The sequence below is a fragment of the Rhizobium sp. TAL182 genome (assembly GCF_002117725.1).
In the GTDB taxonomy this organism is placed as follows: Bacteria; Pseudomonadota; Alphaproteobacteria; order Rhizobiales; family Rhizobiaceae; genus Rhizobium; species Rhizobium esperanzae.
In genome coordinates, this window is the sequence record NZ_CP021029.1 from 123,319 (window position 1) to 139,141 (window position 15,823).

At 61.4% G+C, this 15,823-nt stretch carries 15 protein-coding genes; 1 reads left to right on the forward strand and 14 read right to left on the reverse strand.

Going from position 1 to position 15,823, the window contains the following annotated elements; translation table 11 throughout:
- Positions 1 to 3: 3 nt before the first annotated feature.
- The 4 genes from Tal182_RS29705 to Tal182_RS29720 all read right to left on the reverse strand — a co-directional run bounded on the left by Tal182_RS29705 (position 4) and on the right by Tal182_RS29720 (position 3,715).
- A complete protein-coding gene (locus Tal182_RS29705) occupies positions 4 to 663 on the reverse strand; it encodes an amino acid ABC transporter permease (RefSeq protein ID WP_064812526.1) in 660 nt (219 codons plus the stop codon).
- A gap of 4 nt (positions 664 to 667) precedes the next feature.
- Complete coding sequence (locus tag Tal182_RS29710) at positions 668 to 1,330, reverse strand: amino acid ABC transporter permease (protein WP_085861843.1); 663 nt, start codon at positions 1,328 to 1,330, stop codon at positions 668 to 670.
- 166 nt (positions 1,331 to 1,496) lie between these two features.
- Positions 1,497 to 2,336, reverse strand: a complete 840-nt coding sequence (locus Tal182_RS29715; RefSeq protein WP_085861844.1) for a transporter substrate-binding domain-containing protein — start codon at positions 2,334 to 2,336, stop codon at positions 1,497 to 1,499.
- 731 nt (positions 2,337 to 3,067) lie between these two features.
- Entirely contained in the window at positions 3,068 to 3,715 is a 648-nt protein-coding gene (locus Tal182_RS29720) for a TetR/AcrR family transcriptional regulator (RefSeq protein ID WP_064813181.1), read from the reverse strand.
- A 598-nt stretch (positions 3,716 to 4,313) separates the two neighbouring features.
- Between Tal182_RS29720 and Tal182_RS29725 the strand changes: the two genes are divergently transcribed.
- The gene (locus Tal182_RS29725) at positions 4,314 to 6,131 is read left to right on the forward strand and encodes a methyl-accepting chemotaxis protein (protein ID WP_085861845.1); all 1,818 of its coding nucleotides are present in this window, start codon (positions 4,314 to 4,316) and stop codon (positions 6,129 to 6,131) included.
- A 40-nt stretch (positions 6,132 to 6,171) separates the two neighbouring features.
- On the opposite strand, the gene doeB is transcribed toward Tal182_RS29725, so the two are convergent.
- The 10 genes from doeB to Tal182_RS29775 form a co-directional block, all read right to left on the reverse strand.
- Positions 6,172 to 7,179 (reverse strand): N(2)-acetyl-L-2,4-diaminobutanoate deacetylase DoeB, encoded by a 1,008-nt coding sequence (gene doeB, locus Tal182_RS29730; RefSeq protein WP_085861846.1) that lies wholly within the window; start codon positions 7,177 to 7,179, stop codon positions 6,172 to 6,174.
- A 7-nt stretch (positions 7,180 to 7,186) separates the two neighbouring features.
- Complete coding sequence (gene doeA, locus Tal182_RS29735; RefSeq protein WP_085861847.1) at positions 7,187 to 8,368, reverse strand: ectoine hydrolase DoeA; 1,182 nt, start codon at positions 8,366 to 8,368, stop codon at positions 7,187 to 7,189.
- Between the two features lie 32 nt (positions 8,369 to 8,400).
- A complete protein-coding gene (gene eutC, locus Tal182_RS29740) occupies positions 8,401 to 9,393 on the reverse strand; it encodes an ectoine utilization protein EutC (RefSeq protein WP_085861848.1) in 993 nt (330 codons plus the stop codon).
- Positions 9,390 to 10,391 (reverse strand): hydroxyectoine utilization dehydratase EutB, encoded by a 1,002-nt coding sequence (eutB, locus tag Tal182_RS29745; RefSeq protein WP_085861849.1) that lies wholly within the window; start codon positions 10,389 to 10,391, stop codon positions 9,390 to 9,392. The genes eutC and eutB overlap by 4 nt, the downstream gene beginning before the upstream one ends.
- A gap of 4 nt (positions 10,392 to 10,395) precedes the next feature.
- Positions 10,396 to 11,175 (reverse strand): ectoine utilization protein EutA, encoded by a 780-nt coding sequence (gene eutA, locus Tal182_RS29750; protein ID WP_085861850.1) that lies wholly within the window; start codon positions 11,173 to 11,175, stop codon positions 10,396 to 10,398.
- 1 nt (position 11,176) lies between these two features.
- Positions 11,177 to 11,836 carry an ectoine/hydroxyectoine ABC transporter permease subunit EhuD gene (ehuD, locus tag Tal182_RS29755; protein ID WP_085861851.1) on the reverse strand — a complete coding sequence of 220 codons (660 nt, stop codon included), beginning with the start codon at positions 11,834 to 11,836 and terminating at the stop codon, positions 11,177 to 11,179.
- A gap of 4 nt (positions 11,837 to 11,840) precedes the next feature.
- Entirely contained in the window at positions 11,841 to 12,500 is a 660-nt protein-coding gene (gene ehuC / locus Tal182_RS29760) for an ectoine/hydroxyectoine ABC transporter permease subunit EhuC (RefSeq protein ID WP_085861852.1), read from the reverse strand.
- 74 nt (positions 12,501 to 12,574) lie between these two features.
- Positions 12,575 to 13,423, reverse strand: a complete 849-nt coding sequence (ehuB, locus tag Tal182_RS29765; protein WP_016735739.1) for an ectoine/hydroxyectoine ABC transporter substrate-binding protein EhuB — start codon at positions 13,421 to 13,423, stop codon at positions 12,575 to 12,577.
- 59 nt (positions 13,424 to 13,482) lie between these two features.
- Complete coding sequence (gene ehuA / locus Tal182_RS29770; RefSeq protein WP_004673709.1) at positions 13,483 to 14,268, reverse strand: ectoine/hydroxyectoine ABC transporter ATP-binding protein EhuA; 786 nt, start codon at positions 14,266 to 14,268, stop codon at positions 13,483 to 13,485.
- Positions 14,269 to 14,390: 122 nt separating this feature from the next.
- Positions 14,391 to 15,776, reverse strand: coding sequence for a PLP-dependent aminotransferase family protein (locus Tal182_RS29775; RefSeq protein ID WP_085861853.1), 1,386 nt, complete (start codon positions 15,774 to 15,776; stop codon positions 14,391 to 14,393).
- Positions 15,777 to 15,823: the final 47 nt, after the last annotated feature.

The following is a 15,823-nucleotide window of genomic DNA, read 5'->3' on the forward strand; positions in this document are numbered from 1 at the left end:
TCCTCAGGACGGCAGGGCGGTCTTGCGCTCGACATATTTGCCGAAGTGCTCGATGCCGTAGTTGACGATGAAATAGAGACCGCCGGCCAGAAAATAGAACTGGAGGCTCATGAAATTGCGGGAAATGATCTCCTGCGTGCGCAGGAGAAGCTCCGCGACGCCGATGACGGAGAGCAGCGTCGAGGCCTTCACCATCTCGGCCGCCGTATTCACCCAGGCCGGCAGGCATTGGCGCATGGCCTGCGGCCACAGTACCGAAGTGAAAGTCTGGGTAAAGGTCAGGCCGATCGCCTTGGCGGCTTCGGTCTGACCTTTCGGGATCGCCTGAAGCGCTCCACGCACGATTTCGCCGACATGTGAAGAGCAGAAGACGGCAAGGGCGAGGACGCCGGCGGAGAACGGTCCGAGATCAAGACCGACCGCGGCCGAGACGTAATAGCTTGCCAGCACGAGCACGAGCACCGGCGTGCCGCGGATGATATCCGTATAGGCACGCACGAGGAGACGTAAGACGATGCCGCCGTAAACCAGCGCCAGGCCGACAAATACGCCGAGAACGGAGCCGGCGAGAATGGCCAGCAGCGAGATCGACACGGTCATGGCCATGCCGTTCACGATGACATAGCGGGCGATCCAGAGTTGTTCGAGAAAGGTGTGAGACATCGGATTACCTCGGCAGGGCCAGACGGCGCTCGACGAGGCGCATCAAGGCAGCGATGAGGAAACAGGTCGCAACATAAAGGGCTGATGTAACCATCCATGTTTCGATGACGCGGAAGCTCTCGACATTGATCTTGCGTGCGGCAAAGGTCAGCTCGGGCACGGCGATGGCGGCGGCGAGCGAGGTGTCCTTGAAGAGCGAGATGATCGTCGAGGAGAGCGATGGCAGCACGTTGCGCAGCATCAACGGAGCGATGATCGAGCTGCGGATCTGTATTGGCGTCAGGCCAATGGCGAGGCCGGCTTCCGTCAATCCTCTCGGGATCGACAGCAGTCCGGCGCGGAACACCTCGGCCAGATAGGCGCCGGAATAGAGGGAAAGAACCAGCACGAAGCTTTTCATCTTGTCGAGGCGCAAGCCCATCTGCGGCAGTGCGAAGAAAGCGAAAAGTACGAGGACGAGAATCGGCAGGTTGCGAATGACCGTGACATAGACCCGCGCCGGCACGAGCGCGAAGCGGCTCCTCGACGTCAGCGCAAAGGCCACGACAAGACCGATTGCGGCCCCGATCAGGATCGAGATCACGGCAAGGCCAAGGCTGAGGGCAAGTCCGCTTAAAAGAAAGTCGAAATTGCGCCAGACGGCAGCGAAATTCAGTGTGTAACCCATACGGGTCCTTTCAGACCGGAGCATGCCGCCGAATGTACGAGCGACCCGGACGAAGTCATGCTCCAACCATTCGATTCAGAAGCGGATTCGGATCTCAGCCCGACCTGGACCCAAGATCATCCTGTTCCAGCGGAGCGGGAGCTCGCTCCCGCGCCCCGCATCGCGGTTACTTGAATTCGACGGGGAAGCCGATCTGCGGCGGCGCCAGATCCTTGCCGAACCAGGTCTTGAAGGATTTGGCATAGAAATCGAACTCGACACCAGTCATCGCTTCGTGAAGAGCGGTGTTGACGAAGTTCAGCCAGTCCTGATCACCTCGCTTGACGGCGCAGGCATAGGTCTGTGGGTTCCAGCCGTACCCGGCGTCCTTGTAGCGGCCCGGGTTCTGCGTCATGTACCAGGCGAGCGACGACTGGTCCGTGGCGGCGGCATCGGCGCGCCCCGACTCCAGCGCCTGATAGATCAGGTCGACGGATTCGTATTGGTCGACGGTCGCCTCCGGCAATGCGGCGTGCACCATAGCTTCGGCATAGACGTTCTGGAGAACCGATATGGTGACCGAGGAGCCGGCAGCCTTCAGCGCAGCATAATCGGCATATTTTCCATCCGCTTTGAGCATCAGGCCGACGCCCTCACGATAATAGGGAATGGTGAAAGCGACCTGCTGGGCGCGTTCGCCCGTAACGGTCATGAACTGGCAGGTGATATCGACCTTATCGGTGGTGATGTTCGGAATGCGGGCGTCCGACGACTGGTTGACAAATTCGATCTTGTCCGGATCGCCGAACAGAGCCTTGGCGACGATATGGCCCATGTCGACATCGAAGCCCTGAAGCTTGTCGTCCGCGCTCTTGAAATGCCAGGGCGCATTGGTGCTGCCCGTGCCGAGCACAAGATGGCCGCGGGCCAGCACTTCGTCGAGCTTGCTGCCGTCAGCCAGTGCAGGCGTGGACATGAGCGCGGCGGCGGCCAGCGACATCGCGCAGGTGCGAAAGGAAATGGTCATGGCGTTCCCCTTGTGATTAGTTCCTATTATTCCAATATAATGGACGCATGTCTGTTTTACTGGAATGATGTATCAAGTGCCATTGCGGATGAATTGTCAATGGGCTGTGACGAAAAACGCGCAGTATGAAGTCGCCGCACTGCGCGCTACTCGGCAGACACCGAAGCGAGATCAGGGCTGCTGAAGTGAATATTCGACCTGCACGCTCTGGGCCGGCAGGTGGCTTTCAAGTCCGCAGAGATTGCAACCCAGCATCGCAGACGGCGGAGCAGGACAACCTCTCGCCGACTTTCGGGTGCTCAAAATATCTCTGAACGACCCTGCACTCCGAGTTCAGCGAAAGCGGAGGCTGGTGAGTCTTCTTCAGCCCGCCACAAATGCAGTCGGCGCATTTCGCTGCTTTTTAGTTGCCACGGCGAGCAGCGTATCGGCGGAGAAGCCGCAATTCCGGACGCGCAACCGCGACGCACTTTTGCTGAAATTGCTCCAACACGGCAACGTAGCGCGAAAGCCTATCAGCGGCGGTTGAAGCTTCTGTTCTTTGGTGAAAAGAGGCGGGGCCAGGTGAATATGGCGAAATCGAATTAATGGAACCATATGGTTCTATCAATAATACAATCAGGAATTGGAAGTCGAAATCGGCCGGTGACGGCGGTCGAGGGCAAGCGGCAGGCACTTAATCGAGAGATTGGCGGTGTAAAGAGCGAGAGTTGCTGCGCCGCTCTTCCACTCTAAGCGGCCCCGATGCCCGCGGCGAAGATCGCGATGCAGCGGTGAAGATGGGCAAGCATCAGGCTCCGGTCGGGCCAAGCCAGCACGCGGCCTTCCGGTGGGCCCATGCCGCCAAAGATCATATCCATCAGCATGCGGGCGCCGCTCTCCGGATCATCCAGCGACAGCCTGCCCTCCGCCCGGCGATCGGTGAGCCAGTCAGCGAGATGCTGCCGGCTGGCGAGTATGCCTTCGCGCTGGAGAATGTCGATAAGCTCGGGAAATTGCGCCGCTTCCCGAAAGACGAGCTGCAGGAAACCGGCGCGTTCCGCATCCAGTTCCTCGTCCATGTCGATCATGAATATACGTTCGAGGCTCTCGGCGATCGGGATATCTTCAGCGGATCTCGGCAGGTCGAGCATCAGGCGCCGGTGTGCGCCGACCACGGCGGCAAACAGCTCTTCCTTGCTCTGAAACAGCTTGTAGAGCGTCTGCTTGGAAACACCCGCCTCCGAGGCGACGACCGCGGTCGTGCTTCCGGCATAGCCATATTTTACGAAAACGCGGCGGGCGACTTCAACGATATGCGTCCGCTTGTCTTCGTCGCTGGAGACTTTCGGCCGCCCCCGCTTTCGCGGCTCATCTACGCGCTCGTCGGCAATATCCATGACGATCACACCGCTTTGCCGAAGCGCATGCCACCGATCCTGAAAAGCAGCCTGCTATATCTGAGGGATGATTTTTCCGGTTGCGGCATCAGCAATTCGATTCAGAGAACTAAATAATTCTGCAATGCGATGCGCCCCCACCCTCTAGCGATATAGCGCTTTTGTCGACCCTTCTGCCGCCGCGTCAGTCTCTTCCTACCTAAAGCAAGAGCCCGACATCCGCATCCCAGAACATCCTCTCCTGTAGTCTGATTTAAAAAAAAATCAACTGCGACCGGCCGGCTCGACCGAGACACGTCCAGCGGCGGCGACAAACTGACGGCCCAGTTTGTGACGCTGGCGCGGGACCGTTTCGGCCAGTGGGGCTTCGCCAGCAGCTGCTTTTCCGCCACAGCCATTAAATGTAAATTGCAGATGATGGCTGACTAACGGCTATATGACGATCACCCCAATTTTGGACGGTTACTCGACCCTAGACAGTTAGTCGACTTCGCGTCCGGGTAAGAAGTTAACCATATTTCAGCGTTCTTGAGAAATAATGGCATACGTAGATCAGGCATCTCGAAGAAGAGAAGCCCAAAGTTATTTGGAGAGAGTCTTGGCATTTACCATTGCGCGCAGCCTGGTGGCGTTTGGCATCGCCGTTTCAGCCGGTCTTTTCATGTCGATTGGATTGCAGCAATCGGCGCTTGAAAGGCTGAAAGTCAATGGCCCGGTTTACGAGCAGGTGGTCTATGGCAAGGATCTCATCGCCGATATATTGCCGCCGCCTCTCTTTGTGGTCGAATCCTACATGCTGTCCTTCGAGGCGAGCAAATTCCCCGAACTCACCGAAACCAATCTGGGGAAGATCGCCAATCTGAAAGCCGCTTACGACGACCGTCGCGCCTATTGGAAAACCACCCGGTTGCCGCAGTCTTTGAAGGATGAGCTCGAAAGCGATGTGCTCGCCAAGGGCGATGTATTCTGGCAGGTGATGAACCGCGAAATCATCCCCGCCTTGAACGCCAAGGACGAAAGTAAAGCACATGGCGCGATCGAGCAGTTGCGCGTCGCCTTCCATGCGCATCAGGATGCTGTAGAGAAGCTCGTCGCCAATTCCGACGCTTTCCTGAAAGACGAAGAGAGCAATGCCGCTTCGGAAATCGTAACCTGGACAATCTATGCGGGCGCCGCGGGCTTCGGCTCCTTCGCCCTGTTGCTGGTCGGGCTCTATTTTCTGCGCCGTCGAGCCATTGTGCCGCTGGATGGCATGAAGGCCTATATGGGCAGCCTCGCCGAAGGCGATTTTTCGACCGAGGTTCCCTATTCCGACCGCTCCGACGAGATCGGCGCCATGTCCAAGGCTGTGGCGGTGTTCCGCCGCAATGCGCTGGAACGACAAGATGCCCAGAAGCGCGAGACGGCGCTTCGCGATCAGGAATTCCAGCGCGAACGCAGCCAGATGGCTGAAAAGACCGCCGAGGACCAGCGACGCGAAACGGTGATCGAGGAACTGACCTACGGCCTGGACCAGCTCTCGCTCGGCAATCTCGATTGCCGCATCACCGCAGCCTTCGCACCGGCCTACGAAACGTTGCGTGCCAAGTTCAACGACAGCCTGGATGCGCTTTGCGTTTCGATGGCGGAGGTCGCCCAGACCTCCAGGCAGGTCGGCAGCTCTTCCGCCGGCATCACAAATGCCGCCGACAGCCTCGCATTGCGTACCGAACAGCAGGCAGCGATGCTCGAAGAGGCTACGAGCGCGCTCGGCGAAATGAACGCCAAGGCCAAGGATGCTTCGAACCATGCCGGCAAGGCGACCGGCATGATGGCCGAGACGCGCAACAGCGCCGAACATTCGGCGGCCATCGTTCGCGATGCGATTGCCGCCATGGAACGGATCGAAGGTTCATCCGCCCAGATCGGCGAGATCGTCAACGTCATCGACGAGATCGCTTTCCAAACCAACCTTCTGGCGCTCAACGCCGGTGTGGAAGCCGCCCGCGCCGGCGAAGCGGGCAAAGGCTTCGCCGTTGTAGCGCAGGAAGTGCGTGAGCTCGCCCTCCGTTCGGCCAATGCCGCCAAGGAGATCAGATCTCTGATTTCCACGTCATCGTCTCAGGTTTCCACCGGCGTGGAGCTCGTCAACCGCACCGGCAAGGCGCTTATGGAAATCGAAGGCCAGGTCGAGCAGGTCGCCGGCCTGATCGCCCGCATCGTTTCGGTTTCCTCCGAGCAGGCGGTGGCGATCGGGGAAATCAATGCTTCCGTCAACGCGCTCGATGAGGTCACGCAGCGCAACGCCGCCATGGCCGCGGAAACGGTCTCAGCCTGCCGTGCGCTCGGCGGCCAGACGCAGACGCTGGAAGGGATTGTCGGTCGCTTCCAGACCGATGCGGCAGCTGCCGGATCAAGAGCGCGGAAGGCAGCTTGATGTTGATCGGACAGTGACGTTCATCACGCGCCAGTCGTCGTCAGTTCGTCACGATCGCCACGACCCCAACGCAATCGCCTGATTTGACCAGCCCCGGGAAATGCCGCGCACAGAGAATACCGTCCATGGCGGCACGGATCTCGCGCGGCGCCTCACCCGTCCTGCCGGTCGGATAGACGCGAGCGATAACGGCATCCTTGGCGACCGCTTCACCGAGGTCGATCGCGGGTTCGATCAAACCGCCCTGTTCAGCGAAGGAGAAACAGCGGCCATCCGGCATATCCAGCCAGATCGTTGGCCCGATATCGACGGCGCCGGCGACGATACCGGCATGTCGCAGCACGTTCATGGTGCCGCGTTTGGCGATCGCCGCTGTTCTGGCCGTGGCGGTACCTCCACCGCCGAGCTCGGTGGTGATGAAGATCTTGCCCATGTCTTCGGCCGCCGTGTCGTACATGCCGACCGCATCGATCTCCAGCATCTTCATCGAATAGGGTGCGGCAAAGGCTGTCACGAAATTGAAAGCCTGCGCCTCCTGTTGTTTGTTCGGCAGGATGTGCGCTGCGCAGAACGGCAGAAAATCGAGCGTCTTGCCGCCGGAGTGGAAGTCCAGCACGAGATCCGCCATCGGCAGAAGCACACGCTGGAAATAATCGGCGATCTTTTCGGTCACCGTGCCGTCCGGACGACCCGGGAAGCTGCGGTTCATGTTGCCTCTGTCGATCGGCGATGTCCGGGTCCCTGCAAGGAATGCCGGGTAATTCATTGCCGGCACGATGATGACAGCGCCGCTCACCTCCTCTGCCTGCAGCGAGCGGGCGAGATCGAAGAGCGCAATCGGTCCCTCGTACTCGTCGCCATGATTGCCGCCGGTCAGGAGCGCCGTCGGTCCCTTGCCGTTCCTGACGACCGTTATCGGAACCATCACCGAGCCCCAAGCGGAATCGTCGCGGCTGTAGGGCAGCCTCAGGAACCCGTGCTGGACACCCTCGGCGGCCAAATCCACCGTCGCGCTGATCGGCGACGGCCGCAAGCCAGTCTCTGTCATGACAGCCTCAATCCTTGACCATCAGCTTGCGCGGCACGTTGGCGAGGCACTCGACACCGCTTTCGGTGATGAGAATGCTCTCCGTCGTCTCGAACCCCATATCGTCGAGCCAGAGGCCAGTCATGAAGTGGAAGGTCATGCCGGGCTTCAGCTCCGTCCGGTCGCCGGGCCGCAGGCTCATGGTGCGCTCGCCCCAGTCCGGCGGATAGGAAAGCCCGATCGGATAACCCGTGCGGTTGTCCTTGACGATCCCGTATTTCTTCAGCACCGCGAAGAAGGCATTGGCGATATCCTCGCAGCTATTGCCGGGTCTGGCGACCGCAAGACCGGCTTCCATGCCTTCCAACGTCGCTTTTTCGGCGTCGAGAAAGGCCTGCGTCGGCTTGCCGAGGAAGACGGTGCGCGACAGCGGCAGATGATAGCGGTTGTAGCAGCCGGCGATCTCAAAGAAGGTGCCCTCCCCCTTCTTCAACGGCCGATCGTCCCAGGTCAGATGCGGTGCTGACGCCTCGACGCCGGACGGCAGCAGCGGCACGATCGCCGGATAGTCACCGCCGATGCCGTCAACGCCACGGGTGCCGGCATCGTAGATTTCCGCCACCAGATCGCACTTGCGCATGCCGACTTCGATCTTGTCGAAGATGCGGGCATGCATCGCTTCGACGATGCGGGCGGCGTTGCGCATATATTTGATTTCGGTCTCGCTCTTGACCGCGCGCTGCCAGTTGACCAGCGCGGTCGCGTCGACGAAGCGCGCATTCGGCAGATGCCTCTGCAGCGCAGCGAAGGCGGCGGCGGAAAACCAGTAATTGTCCATCTCGACGCCGATCGTCAGCTTGGCGAAGCCGCGCTCCGTCAGGATGCCGGAGAGGTAATCCATTGGATGACGCTCGGTGGACTGCACGTAGTGATCGGGATAGCCGACGATATTGTCGTGCTTGACGTAGGCGGTGAGCTTGGCGCCATTGGCGTCCTGGCCGCGGCCGAACCAGATCGGCTCGCCCTGCGGCGGCACGATCACCGCCTGGTGCACGTAGAAGGACCAACCGTCATAGCCGGTCAGCCAGGCCATGTTCGAGGGATCGCTGACAACAAGCAGGTCCACACCCTTCGCTTCCATGGCACGTCGTGTTTTTTCCAGCCGCGCGGCATATTCGCCGAGCGAAAACTTCAGATTGGGCTGGGTCATGTTTCTTCCCTTCTTTTCCGGCGCCGCGCCGGTCAGCTTTCGAACGTGGTTCCTGCCTTCATCGCGCCGGCGCGGGCGAAGGCGAGAGTGGCGATAGCGGTGTCCTGGATGCCGGTGCCGGTGAGGTCGGCAATGGTGATCTGCTCGCTGCTCGTCCTGCCCGGCGTCCGGCCGGAAACGATCCGGCCGAGCTCGGCGAAATCCGCATCGGCCGCGACCAGACCGGCTTCGATTGCGTGGTGCAGCTCGCCGAGGCGGCACGTCTGTTTCAGACTGTCGGCGACATAAAGGCCGGCCCGGGCGATGGCCACGGGATCGATTTCGTTCTTGTGCTCCGCATCCGATCCCATCGCTGTCAGATGCTGCCCGGGTTCGAGCCACCCGGCTTCGACGATCGGTTTTTCCGCAGGCGTGGTGGTCACGATAATGTCGGCACCAGAGATTGCCTCTCTCGGATCCGACGCAGCGATGACGGGAAATCCGAGTTCTCCGCGCAATTCGGCCGCTGCCTTCTGCGCCTTGGCGGCATCACGGGCCCAGATCCTGGCCTCGGCGATAGGTCGCACCAGCGTCAGTGCTTCGAGCTGCAGCCGAGCCTGCATTCCGGCGCCGAAAATTGCGGCCACGCTGGAGTCTTGCCGTGACAGGTATTTCGCAGCGACGGCGCCGGCTGCCGCGGTGCGCACATCCGTGAGATAGCCATTGTCCAGAAGCAGCGCCTGTACCAGACCTGTCCGGCTGGACAGCAGCACCATCATGCCATTGGTGCTCGGCAGGCCGATCTTTGGATTGTCGAAGAAACCGGGGCTGATCTTGATGGCGAAACCTTCAATGCCCGGAACGTAGGCGGTCTTCACATCGACCTCACCCCGATATTCCGGAATGTCGAGCCGCAGAATCGGCGGCATGGCGACCGCCTTCGTTGCAAGCGCCGCGAAAGCCTGCTCGATGCAGGCGACCGCATCGCGATCGAGCACCACGATCTTGCGCAATTCCGCTTCCGTCAAAATGATCATGCGGTTCATGGGCCATCCTCCGTGAATGCCGTACCCTCGCCGTTGATCACCCGGCGGTGCTGTTCCATGTCGACATTCCGCCCCGAAAGGATCGCAACGACCGGGCCGCCGGAGCTGATCTTGCCCGCCAGCAGCGCTGCTATTCCGACCGCTCCCGCGCCCTCGACGATCTCGCGCTCACAGGCATAGGCATGACGCATGCCTGCGGCGATCTCCGCCTCCGTCAGCAGGACGACCTCGTCGAGAAGCGCCTGGCACATGGTGAAAGTCACGCGATTGTCGAGGCCGATGACACCTCCGAGCGAATCCGCAAGGCTTCTCACTTCCTCGACCTGCACCGGCCGTCCGGCATCGAGGCTCGCTTTCATCGCGGCGCCGCGTTCCATCGTCAGGCCGATCACTCTCGTTTTCGGATTGACGCCCTTGATCGCAGCGGCAACGCCCGCAGCAAGGCCGCCACCCGAGAGCGGCACCAGAACCGTGGTTGTCTCCGGCAATGCATCGACGATCTCGAGCCCCAGCGTCCCCTGACCGGCTACGACAGCCGGATGGTCAAAAGGCGGAACCATCACGAACCCTTGCTCTCGCACCAGCCGGTCCACCTCCTCCTGCGCCTCGTCCTGTGATCGACCGACGATGTGCACATCGGCGCCGAGACGGCGGATTTCTGAAACCTTGTTCGCCGGCACCAGCCGCGACATGCAGATCGTCGCGGCCATGCCTTGTGCCTTCGCCGCATGGGCAAGCGCCCGGCCGTGATTTCCCGTCGAGGCGGCGACGACGCCGCGCGCGCGTTCCGCCGGCGACAACGACGCTGCTGCATTGGTCGCCCCGCGAAGTTTGAAGCTGCCCGTCGTCTGACGATGTTCGAGCTTCAGCCAGACCGGAACGCCCGCGATCTCGCCGAGCGATGCCGACGACACGATCGGCGTTTCCACAACACGGCCGGCGATCCGGTGCGCCGCCGCACGGATATCCTCCACGGAAACTGGCAAGGGGCCCCTCATGCGCTCAGCCTTCCCCATAGGGCCTGGTCATCAGTTGACCGAGCTCGGGCCGCGGCTGATCGTCGCCGCAAAGCCGCAGGCAGGCCCAGGCGGTGGCGAGATTGCTGGTCACCACCGGCTTGCCCGTCTCGGCTTCGATGCGGGCGGCGACCTTTGCGGCGCGCACGGCGGTGCAGGAAATGAACAGTGCATCGGATTGCGGCGCCAGCGCCTGGCGGGCAAAGGCGGCTATTTCATCCGGCGCAATCCGTGCCATCTCGCGGTCGTCGCTCAGACCGAGGCAGGTAAAGCGGTCGATCGCAAAACCAAGACGGGTGAAATAATCCGCCATCGGCCGGCTGGTTTCGATCGTATAGGGTGTCAGCACGGAAATCCGCCTGGCGCCGAGCGCCTTCAGGGCCTCTACAGCAGCCGCCGTTGGCGTCACCACTGAAACGCCCGGCTTGGCCGCATGGATCGCTTCCTCGATCTTGCGGTCGCCGATGACGACCGAGGCGGCGGTGCAGGAATACATGACGGCATCCAGCGTCTCACCCGGCAGAATGAGCCCTGCGCCTTGGGTCAGCGACGGCTGCATCTTCAGGAGATTTTCCGCCGTCACGGGATTGGCGTAGTGAATGCGGCTGACATAGACGCCGATACGGTCGCTGGCGACCATACGTCGGAAGTCGGCTTCCGTCGTGTGGTCGGTCGCCAGAATGACGAGGCCGATGCGTTTTTCCAGCGGCCGGTCGTCCAGCCGTGGCAGTCGGCCGGCGGGAATGATCTCGATCGATTTCGTCATGTCAGTCATCCATCCTGGCATAGCGCTCCTCGAGCCAGCGCAAGCCCACGACCGAGACCAGGCTGATGACGAGGAAGAAGACGCCGACGAGCGTCATGGGTTCAATATAGCGATAGTTGCTATTGGCGATGCTTTTGGCCTGGTTCATCAGTTCCAGCACGGTGATCGCCGATAGCAGTGGCGTTTCCTTGAACATGGCGATGAAATAATTGGCGAGCGCCGGGATCATTGGCGGGATCGCCTGCGGCAAGATCACGTGGATCCAGGCCTGGCGCGTCGTCAGATTGGTGGCCCTGGCCGCTTCCCATTGTCCGCGCGAAACGTTCTCGATGCCGGCGCGATAGACCTCGGCCGTATAGGTCGCATAATGAATGCCCATGCCGATGACGCCGGCGGTGAGCGGCGACAGCCGGATGCCGATATCCGGCAGGACGTAGAAGATGAAGTAGAGCTGCACCAGCAGCGGCGTACCGCGGATGAATTCCGAGACGAAGCCGACCGTTCCGGAAATGGCGGCGACCGGTGACCGCCGCGCGATGGCAAGCGCGAGGCCTGCGACCATGGCGACAGCAGCGCCGAGGATGGTCGCGAGAATGGTGATCTTGAACCCTTCGAGAAGGGTCGGCATGATCTGCCAGACGAAATCCCAATCCCATTCCATTTGATCAAGTCCTCATACCGTCGAGGCCGCGTGTCATCCGTCGCTCCAAAAGGCGCATCGCCGCCGAGATGGCGGAGGCCATGAGGAAATAGAGGATGAGGATCGTTGCGAAGGGCACCAGCGTATTGCCGGTCTGCGCCCGCACCACTTGCGCCTGAAAGGTCATGTCGGTCAGCGAGATCAGCGACACGACGGCCGTGCCCTTCAAAAGCTCGATCGCATTGTTGCAGAAGGTCGGCAGCATGAGCGGCAACGCCTGCGGCAGTATGACGTGGCGCATGCGCTGGTATCGCGACAGATTGAGCGCGATACAGGCTTCCGATTGTTCGCGCCCGACGGCCTTGACGGCGCCACGCACCACCTCCGCCCCATAGGCGCCGACATTCAGACCGAGCGCCAGCACGCCCGCCTGCAGCGGCGTCAGCGTCAATCCCGCGAAGGGCAGGACGAAATAGACCCAGAAGAGCTGGACGAAGATCGAAGTGCCGCGAAAGAATTCGATATAGGCCGTCGCCACAGCGCGGACGGCGAAGAAGCGTGATAATCGGCCGAGGCCGGCCAGGAAGGCCATGACGAGCGCCAGCGCCGAGCCCATGATCGTCAGCTCGAGCGTCACCAGGGCGCCTTGAAGGATCAGTGTCAGATAGCCGGACCAGACCGACATCGGCAGCTCATTTCTCTGGAGATGGTGTGAAGGGCAACCGGCCATCAGGAGCATGGCCGGCTGCTTACATCAGGTTACTTGGCGGCGGCGCAGAGCTTTTCGCGGCTCGTCGACATCGCCGCCTTGGCCGAGAAGCCGTAGGGTTCGATGATCTTGGCGAATTCACCGGATTCCTTCAGCTTCTTCAGCTCGACGTCGAAGGCATCGCGCAGCGCGACGTCCTGCTTGCGGAAGGCGGCGCCGTCGCAATAGACCGGCGCGTTGACGACGGGGGCGACGGTTTCGAGGTTCGGATCCTTCGCCTTGTCCATCAGATCGTGGATCGACAGGACCGGCAGCGAATAGACGTCGATGCGGCCGTCCTGCAGCATCTTGATACCGCTTTGCCCATCCGGAACGACGATGACGCGGTCACGCGGCACGCCGGCTTCCAGCGCCAGCTTTTCCTCAGTGCCGCCGCCCGGCGCACCGATCTTGGCGTTCGGATTGTCGGCGATATCCTTGTAGCTCGTCAGCTTCAGCGGGTTGCCCTTCTTGAGAGCAAAGGCTTCGGCATCGCACAGGATCGGTTCGGAATAGGCAACGGCGTTGCAGCGTTCGGGTTTCATGAAAAGGCCCGCCGTAATTGCGTCGTGTCGGCCGGCCTGCAGGCCGGGGATCATCGCGCCGTATTCCGAGATCGAGGCGACCACTTCCTTGACGCCGAGTTTTTCGAAGATCACACGCGCCACATCGGGGGCGGCGCCCGACACCTTGCCGTCGGCGCCGACGGCGGTGAATGGCGGCTCGTTGGCGATGGCGATGCGGGCGAAACCCTGCTCCTTCAGCTGTTCGAGCTTGTCATCGGCGGCGGATGCCGGGGCGGCCGCCGTAACCAGAAGCACCGACAGGCTGACGGCGCTCAAAACATATCCTGCTTTCATCGTTCCCAACTCCTCTGGCTTTCTCTTTGAGTTTTGTTGTTCGCGGGCAATGTCTGAGGTCAGACGCGGTGCCCTGCCGCGATGATCTTGCGCAGGAAGGTCTGCGTCCGTTCCTGCGTCGGATTGCGGAAGATGTCGCCGGGCTTGCCTTCCTCGACGATCCTGCCGCGATCGAAAAACAGCACGCGGTCGGCAAAGTCGTGGGCGAAACCCATTTCGTGGGTGACGAGAAGCATCGTCATATCGGTCTCGGAGGCGAGCTTCCGCATGACGTTCAGCACCTCCTCGACGAGTTCCGGGTCGAGTGCCGAGGTCACCTCGTCGAACAGCATGATCTTCGGCGACAGGGCCAGCGCCCGGGCGATGGCGACACGCTGCTTCTGCCCGCCGGAAAGCTGCGCCGGGACGCTTCTGGCCTTGTCGGCAAGGCCGACCATCTCGAGAAGCTCCATCGCCCGCTTCTCGGCTTGCGGCCGCTTGATACCCTTGGTCAACATGGGTGCCAGCGTCACGTTGTCGAGGACGCATTTGTGCGGAAACAGATTGAAGTGCTGGAAGACCATGCCGATCTTCTCGCGCATGCGATGCAGATGCCGCTCATCGGCCGGCACAAGTCCGCCACCGTTCGGCATATGATAGAGCTGTTCGCCATCGACCTCGATATGACCGCCGCTGATCGTCTCCAGCGTCATCAGAATGCGCAGGATCGTCGTCTTGCCGGAGCCGGACGGCCCGATCAGCGCCAGCTTCTCGCCCGGCATGACATTCATCGACAGGCCGTCGAGCACGGTCAGCGGGCCGTATCTCTTGACGATGTTGTCGATGCGGATGATGGGCGCAGGCATTCATGTCTCTCCTTGTTGAGACAAGCAATGACCTAACGATGACGGCGCTCGAAAATCATGTCAATTCGTAAAATAATATCATGACAATTATTCTGCGGCTGCCGGCAAATGAGGCGCCCGCCTCAAATCGCGAGCAGCAGCTCTTCGGGATTTCCCTGTGCCAGTGAGGCAACGATCCCCAGTCCCGTCCGCAGCTCGCCTTCCGTCGTCGAGCCGAGCGAGATGCGTACCGCCGGCGTCCAGCCGTGATCGGCGGTGCGGAAGGATTTGCCCGGCGCGATCGCCACGCCGCGCAGCCTTGCCTGCGACACGAAACCATCCTCCGTATGGCTGCCGAAAAGCGGCAGCCAGACATGCAGGCTTTGCGGATGCGTTCGATAGGACAGGCCGGCCAGCATCTCCGCCGCGATTGCATGGCGCCCGACAAGGGCGCGGCGCTGCCAGTTGACGAGCTCCATCGCCGTGCCGTCGCTGACCCAGCGGGTGGCGATTTCGGCCATCGCCGGCGTCGCCATCCAACTGGAGACCAGATGCCGGTTGGCAACGGCGGCGACATAGCGGTCCGGCGCTGCGAGATAACCGATCCTGAGGCCCGGAACGGTGATCTTCGTGAAGCTCGTGACGTAAAGCGTCCGCTCCGGCGCGAAGGCGGCCATCGGCGGCGCGCGGTCCTCGACCATCGGCCCGAGAATGTCGTTTTCGATGATCGCTATGTCATGCTTGGCGGCAACGGCAGCGAGCGCCTGCCGGCGCTCTGCGCTCATCAGCGCCGCCATCGGATTGATCACCGACGGCTGCAGGAAGATCGCCCGGATCGGCCCGGTCCGGCAGGCCTCGTCCAGCGCTTCGGGAATCATGCCCTCCTCGTCGATCGCCAGCCCCTCGAGATGCAGGCCGAGATAGGTGGAGAGCGGCACCAGCGTATGATGGCTGATCGCCTCGGTCGCAATGGTCGAACCGGGCGGGGCGACGCTCATCAGCGCCACGGTCATGCCCGATGTCGCGCCATTCGTCAGACTGATGTTCAGCGGCGATACGTCGAGGCCGCAGCGCGCCAGCCATTCCGTGGCAACGACGCGATGGCGGGGAAAGACCATGTTCGGCCGGAACGACAGGGCCGAGCTCGACGGCAGATTTTCGGAGAGCCAGCCAAAGGCCTGGCGCAGCCTTTCCAGATGAATCTGCTCGCAGACCGGCTTCAGGATAGAGAGATCGATCACCTCGCCCAGCCGTTCCGGCAGATAAGGTGGTTCCGGCTCGCGCGGCCGCGTCTGCACGAAGCTGCCGCGTCCGATCTCGCCTGATATCAGCCCCCGGCGGCTCAGTTCGTCATAGGCTCGGCTCACCGTCTGCACGGAAAGATGCAGATCATCCGCCAGCTTGCGATGCGGCGGCAATTGCATGCCGTCGGAGAGCTTGCCGTCGGTGATCGCATTGGCGATCTGCTCGGCGAGCGAGAGATAGGCAGGCCGGCGGAGTTGCGAGGGATCGGGGCGCCAATTTGTCATGATTTCAACACTGCTGAAAATCAGTTCAATTGACAATGCCAAAATGC